This is a genomic window from Streptomyces sp. C, assembly GCF_000158895.1.
GTDB classification, from domain to species: Bacteria; Actinomycetota; Actinomycetes; order Streptomycetales; family Streptomycetaceae; genus Streptomyces; species Streptomyces racemochromogenes.
This window is the reverse complement of record NZ_GG657750.1, coordinates 5,990,585-5,994,771: the sequence shown is the minus strand read 5'-3', so window position 1 is coordinate 5,994,771 and position 4,187 is coordinate 5,990,585. Positions and strand designations below refer to the sequence as shown.

Genomic DNA, 4,187 nt, shown 5'->3' with positions numbered 1-4,187 from the left:
TCCGGCCGTGGTGGCCGCTACTGGCGCGAGCCGATGACGTCCGCGGGGCGGCCGGCCAGGGCGAGCCGGCCCGGGACCAGCGTGGCCAGGGCGGTGAGCACCGCGGCGAAGCCCAGCACCCCGAGGTACATCCAGGGGTCGATGGACGGGGACGCGGAGCCGGTCATCCCGACGCTGAAGGCGGTGAGCACCGCGAAGGCGATGCCGGTGCCGAGCACGGCGGAGATGAGGACCACCAGGGCGGACTCGATGCGGAGCATGCCCATCACCTGCCGGCGGGTGGTGCCGACGAGCTGGAGCAGGGCGAACTCGCGGATCCGGTCGGAGACCGACATGGCCAGGGTGTTGACCACGGCGATCGCGGTGAAGGCGATGATCAGGCCCATCGCCACGTAGTTGACCTCGGCGTTGGACTGCTGGACCTCGGCCTGCAGGTCCTCGACCTGGTCGCGGTCGAGCACACCGACGCCGGGCAGGGCGCCGACGGCCTTCTGCAGCTCGGCGCGGCCGGGCCCGCCCTCTCCGGCGGTCTTGACCAGCAGCGAGGAGGCGAGCGGGTTGTCGACGTGCTTGACGACCAGCTCGTGGGACATCGTCAGGTCCCCGAAGCCGAGCCCCCGGTCGTAGACGGCCGCGACGGTCAGCTCGGTTGCGGTGCCGTCGCCGAGGGTCAGCTTCAGCTTGTCCCCCGGCTTCTTGCCCAGGTTGTCGGCGGCGACGTCGCTGAGGGCGACGGACTGCGGTCCGAAGCCGTCCAGGGTGCCGGCGCTGACGCCCGGGTCCCAGGTGTGGGTCAGGCCCTGCGTGGACACGCCCTGTGCCGGGTACTTCTCCAGGCCGACGCGCACGGAGGTGCGTACGACCTCGGTCACCGCGGTCACGCCGGCGACCCGGCGGAGGCTGTCCGCGGCCTGCGCGGGCACGCCGGGGCCGGCCGAGCCGACGACCCAGTCGGCCTTGTTGCCGGCCTTGGCCTGGGCGGTGGCCGCCGCGCCCATGGTGGTCTGGACGAAGAACACCGTGCAGGCCATGCCGATCAGCAGCGCCAGCGGGGTGACCGCGGCGGACAGCCGCTTGGTGTTGGCGCGGGCGTTGGCGGTGGCCAGGTAGCCGCCGACCCGGGAGGCCCTGAGCGGGACCCCGAGGACGGCGACGGCGATCCGGGCGATCAGCGGGCCGAGCAGCGACACCGCCACCGCGAGGACCACGACCGACAGGAAGGTCACCGGGGTGGACGCCGGTTCGCTGCGCAGCACCGAGAGGACCGCGAGCAGGACGATGCCGCCGGCCAGGAACGCGGCGCCGGCGCCGAGTCGGCCCCAGGCGAAGTTCCGCTGCTCCATGGCCGCTTCGGACAGGGCCTCGGCGGGGCGGATGCGGGCGGTGCGGCGGGCGGAGATGCGTGCGGCCGCCCAGGCGCCCAGCAGGGCCGCGCCGATCGCCGCGAAGAACGGGAAGACGCTGAAGGTGACTTCGAGGGTGTCGGGGATCGCCTTGAAGCCGACGAACTTGCCGTGCAGCCAGTAGGCGATGGGCAGGCCGGTGACCGAGCCGAGGACACCGGCGAGGGCGCCGACGATCAGTGCCTCGCGGCCGATGAGCTGGCGGACCTGCTTGGGCGTCGCCGCGATGGCGCGCAGCAGGGCCAGTTCGCGGTAGCGCTGCTGGATGGACAGGGCGAAGGTGCCGACGACCACGAGGATCGCGACGAGCAGGGAGGTGCCGCCGATGGCGCCGCCCATGGAGACCAGCTTGATGCGGGCCTTGGCGGCGTCGAGGAACTCGACCGGGCCGCGTTCGCCGCCGGTGACCACCTGGGCGGTGGTGCCGGCGAGGGCCTTCTTCACCTGCTGGGCGAGGTCCCCCGTGGACACGCCGGGCTTGGCCAGGACGCCGACCACGGCGACCTGTCCGGCGCGGCCCGAGAGCCGCTCGGCCTCGGAGTCCGAGAAGAACAGCGAGGTCTGCTGTTCCAGGTCGCCGCCGGCGGGCGCGGCGATGCCGCTGACGCGGTACGTGCGCGGGGAGCCGGTGGCCTGGACGGTCAGTTCGGTGCCGGGCTTGATGCCGGCCCGGCGGGCGAGTTCGCGGTCGACGACGACCTCGTCGGCGCCGGCCGGGGCGGCGCCCTCGGACAGGGTGAAGGGGGTCAGGGCCGCGGAGGTCCAGGAGTGGCCGTAGGAGGGCTTTCCGTCGACGCCCGGGACGACCTGCCCCTTGGGGCTCACCGCGTAGGCCGGGAAGGTGACCTCGGGCAGGGCGGCCTTGACGCCGGGCAGCGAGCCGAGGGTGGCGGCGGTGTCGGCGGGAAGCCAGACCCGCTCGCCGAGCGGCTTCTCCTTCTCCTTGGTCTTGGTCTTGTCGCCCTTGTTCTTGACGGTGACCTGGTGGACGTTCTGGTCACCGCCGACGATCACCGGGGCACCGGCGTAGCGCTCGGTGCCGATCTCTCCTCTTAAACCCGTCTCCAGGAGGATGCCGCAGGCCGTGACGAGCGCGGCGGCGCAGAAGAGGGCGAGGAAGGCCCCGATGAAGCCGCCCTTGCGGGCGCGCAGGGTCTGCAGGGCATAGCGCAGCATCAGGCCCACGCTCCCAGGTGGGTCATGCGGTCGGCGACGCGGTCGGCGGTGGGGGCGTGCATCCGGTCGGCGATGCGGCCGTCGGCGAGGAAGAGGACGGTGTCGGCGTAGGAGGCGGCGACCGGGTCGTGGGTGACCATGACCACGGTCTGGCCGGTCTCGTCGACGCAGGACCGCAGCAGGGAGAGGATCTCCTTGGCGGTGACGGTGTCGAGGGCGCCGGTGGGCTCGTCGCCGAAGATGACGTCGGGGCGGGTGATCAGGGCGCGGGCGATGGCGACGCGCTGCTGCTGGCCGCCGGAGAGTTCGGCGGGCCGGTGGGTGGCGCGGCCGCCCAGGCCCACGCGGGTGAGGATCTCCTCCAGCCAGGCCGGGTCGAGGCGCTCGCCGGCCAGGCGGAGCGGGAGCTCCACGTTCTGGCGCACCGAAAGGGCCGGGATGAGGTTGAAGGCCTGGAAGACGAAGCCGATGCGCTCGCGGCGCAGCTTCGTCAGCTGGGTCTCGTTCATCCCGCCGAGTTCGGTGTCTCCGATGAAGGCCTTGCCGCTGGACGGCTTGTCGAGGCCGGCCGCGCAGTGCAGGAAGGTCGACTTTCCGGAACCGGAGGGTCCCATGACGGCCGTGAACGAGCCGCGCTCGATGCCGACCGAGACCCCGTCCAGGGCGCGTACGCCGCGACCGCTCTTTCCGTACTCCTTCACGACCCCGTCCAGGCGCAGCGCGAACCCGGGGGATCCGGTGCTGCTCTGCCCACGGAGGCTGTTCGTCTGGGTCCGCATGCGCGACCAGTCCTTCCCATGCGTTTGAGGGGGGTTTGTCAGCAGCCCCATCCGCCCAAGTCGGCGGATGCAACACGCCGATCCTTGAGGGCGGGTCTATATTCCCTCTACGCGAGAAGGCCCCGGGCGCCGGTTTCCGGCCGGGGGCGGTGCCCTCCGGCCGGAACCGTGCGGTCCGGGCCCGTTCGGTGAGCGGGGAGAGCGGTCAGCGGCGGCGGCCGCGGCCGCGGCCGCGGGTGAGGCGGTACGCGAGGGCGGCGAGGGTGGCGGCGGCGCACAGGGCGTAGCAGGCGACGACCCAGCCGGCGGGGGTGCGGCCGGCCCCGAGGCCGTGGACGAGGCCGGCGGCCCAGCCGGCGTACGCGGCGCCGTGCAGGACGCGGAAGGGGCGGATCCAGCGGCGGGTGGCGAAGACGCCCCGCCACAGGCCGGTGAGGAGGGCGAGGACGAAGAGCTGGGCGGCCAGGGTGCCGAGGTCGACCAGGAGGTCCCCGCTCCCCCAGCCGAGCACGGCGTCGGCGGCGCCGATCTTCTGCCCGGCGACCTTGACGCCGATGTGGACGAGGAGGAAGCCGACGCCGGCCAGGCCGGCCGCGCGGTGCAGGAGCTGGGCGAACTGCCGCTGGGCGGGGGTGAGTACGTCGCGGAAGACGGTGGCGAGGCCGAGCATCACGGAGCCGGAGAGCGCGACGAGCGCGAACACGCCGGCCATGCGGTCCAGGAACTCCTGGACGGCGCCGCCGGCGAGGGGGCCCGCGCACAGCAGCAGGGCGACGACGAGCAGCCCGCCGGTGACGGCCGCGGCCCCGGGGGCGGGGGTGTGCGGGGG

The 4,187-nt window shown here is 73.6% G+C and carries 3 protein-coding genes; all 3 read right to left on the bottom strand.

Annotated elements, in window-relative coordinates; all coding sequences use genetic code 11:
• Nucleotides 1-17: 17 nt before the first annotated feature.
• Nucleotides 18-2,588 (bottom strand): ABC transporter permease, encoded by a 2,571-nt coding sequence (locus tag SSNG_RS27025; protein ID WP_042802009.1) that lies wholly within the window; start codon nt 2,586-2,588, stop codon nt 18-20.
• The gene (locus tag SSNG_RS27020; protein WP_042802007.1) at nt 2,579-3,358 is read right to left on the bottom strand and encodes an ABC transporter ATP-binding protein; all 780 of its coding nucleotides are present in this window, start codon (nt 3,356-3,358) and stop codon (nt 2,579-2,581) included. The genes SSNG_RS27025 and SSNG_RS27020 overlap by 10 nt, the downstream gene beginning before the upstream one ends.
• Nucleotides 3,359-3,563: 205 nt before the next feature.
• Nucleotides 3,564-4,187, bottom strand: a 624-nt coding sequence (locus tag SSNG_RS27015) for a hypothetical protein (RefSeq protein WP_007267104.1), incomplete at its 5' end; no start/stop codon positions are given.

What these genes read in the sequence shown, in the direction of transcription:
- SSNG_RS27020 (WP_042802007.1), bottom strand. Translation starts at nt 3,358, where the DNA reads ATGCGGACCCAGACGAACAGCCTCCGTGGGCAGAGCAGCACCGGATCC.